Genomic DNA, 1,864 nt, shown 5'->3' with positions numbered 1-1,864 from the left:
CGTGTAGGCCCGGTGGCATGGCGTGTCACTAGGCCGGGGTGTTGGCGCTGGTCAGGCGGTTGCGGGTGTCGCGTCGATGATGCGCGGCGGCTCTGTGATCTTCAGCCTGGCGAGGATCGTCTTGTGGGGCTGGGACAGCTCGGTGCGCTGGCAGAAGGTGCCCGCGGGGCCGGTGAAGACACCGACGTGCAGCCGCTCGGCCTCTGCGCGGATCTTGTTCCAGGTGCGGCCGGTGGTGGTCTCGGCGACGCGGATCAGTAGCAGGCCCAGCCAGCAGAGCAGGATGTGGGCGCGGATGCGGTCCTCGCGGCGGTGATAGACCGGGCGCAGGTCCAGCGTGGTCTTCATGTCGCGCCAGCCGCGTTCGACTTCGAGGAGCTGCTTGTAGCCCAGGGCGATGTCTTCGGCCGAGAGTTTCGGGTCTGAGCAGCGCAGCAGGTACTTGCCGTCCAGGCGTTGTTCGGCCTTGACTGCGGCGGCGTCGACGCGCAGCAGCCCGCCGGGTGTGACGCGCAGGTAGCGGTTGAGGCCGGGCTTGGTGGAGATCACCCCGCGCAGCTCGGCGCGTTTGGTCACACTCAGCTTGTCCGAGCCGTCGATCTTGTCGGTGAGCTGGGCGACCAGGCGGGCCCGCACGGCGGCGTCGCGGTCGGCGGCTTCGGGGTTGAAGCAGATCACGAACCGGTCGTCGGCGCCGATGTTGACTTCCTTGACCTGCAGGTTGTCGGTGACGGTGGCGTAGCGGCCCTGCCGGGCCAACGCGGCGTCGGCTTCCGTGGTGCCGGCGCGCAGTTTCTCGCCGAGGATGTAGTGCCCGCCGGCCTGCTGCAGGAACCGGCGGTTGGCCTCGGAGGCGAAGCCGCGGTCGGCAACCCACACGACCCGGGCCAGATTCCAATCGCGCATCTCGGTCTTGACCTGGCGGATCAACGCCGAGTCGTTGGTGTTACCCGGCCAGCACCACACCCGCACGGGGATCCCGGTTCGGGTCACGGCCATGCCGACTACGACCTGGGGCAGGTCGTCGCGGCCGTCTTTGCTCTTGCCATAGGTCCGAAACCCCGCCTGCTTGACCGCGGTCGGGGCGCCGTCGTCGACGACCTCGCCGTGCTCATCGCGCCACAGCGGTTCGTCGGCCTCGTCGAGTTCGAAGTACGTGCTGGTCGTGTCGAAGAACAGCAGGTCGACTTCGAGGTTGAGCAGGTCGGCGATCTGGTCGTAGACCGCTCGGGTCAGCTTCGGCTCGACGGAGATCAGGTCGTCCATCGCCCGGTAGCAGGCGTCGTCGGTGACGAACGGCAGGCCTGGCAGGTGCACGTCGTGGCAGACCCATTCGGCGGCGGCCAGCTTCGAGGAGGGCTTGAGCGCCCGGTTGGCGACCAGCGCGAACAGCACCCGTTCGACGTCGACGTCACGCCGGCGGACACCAGCCAACCCGGTGACGATCTTGTCGATGCCCAACTGCCGCCACAGCCCGTCGAGCAGCCACGCCCCGCCCAGCGGCCTCGATTCCACGAACGACAGCCCGGCCGGCGCGGCCGCGGCCAGGGCGTCAGCTGGATCCAGCAGCCGCGACAACGCGTCGACCAGGCGCCTCACCCCGGACACATCGAGCTGATCCTCACGGCCGAAGGAGTACAGGACCTTCGTCCTGGACACCTTGGCGACCGAATCCCACTCGTTGTGGGCCAGTTGCAGGTAGCGGATCGTCTGCCCGTCGCGGGTCTTGCGCGTCGACGCCTTCACGTACACCCGCCAGACCGTACACCGACTATGAGCACTGCGATATCTCGGCAGCTCAATAAAGTTATCCACAGGAAGACGTGTCACTAGGCCTTTTCGTGCTTGCCACCAGCCCGCACCT

The 1,864-nt window shown here is 67.7% G+C and carries 1 protein-coding gene; it reads right to left on the bottom strand.

Annotated elements, in window-relative coordinates; all coding sequences use genetic code 11:
• Positions 1-51 precede the first annotated feature (51 nt).
• The coding region (locus ACFOYX_RS36165; protein ID WP_377534811.1) for an IS1634 family transposase at positions 52-1,864 on the bottom strand (1,813 nt) is incomplete at its 5' end.

This window comes from Micromonospora sp. GCM10011541, from assembly GCF_042650725.1.
GTDB classification, from domain to species: domain Bacteria; phylum Actinomycetota; class Actinomycetes; order Mycobacteriales; family Micromonosporaceae; genus Micromonospora; species Micromonospora sicca.
This window is presented reverse-complemented; position numbering and strand designations above follow the sequence as displayed.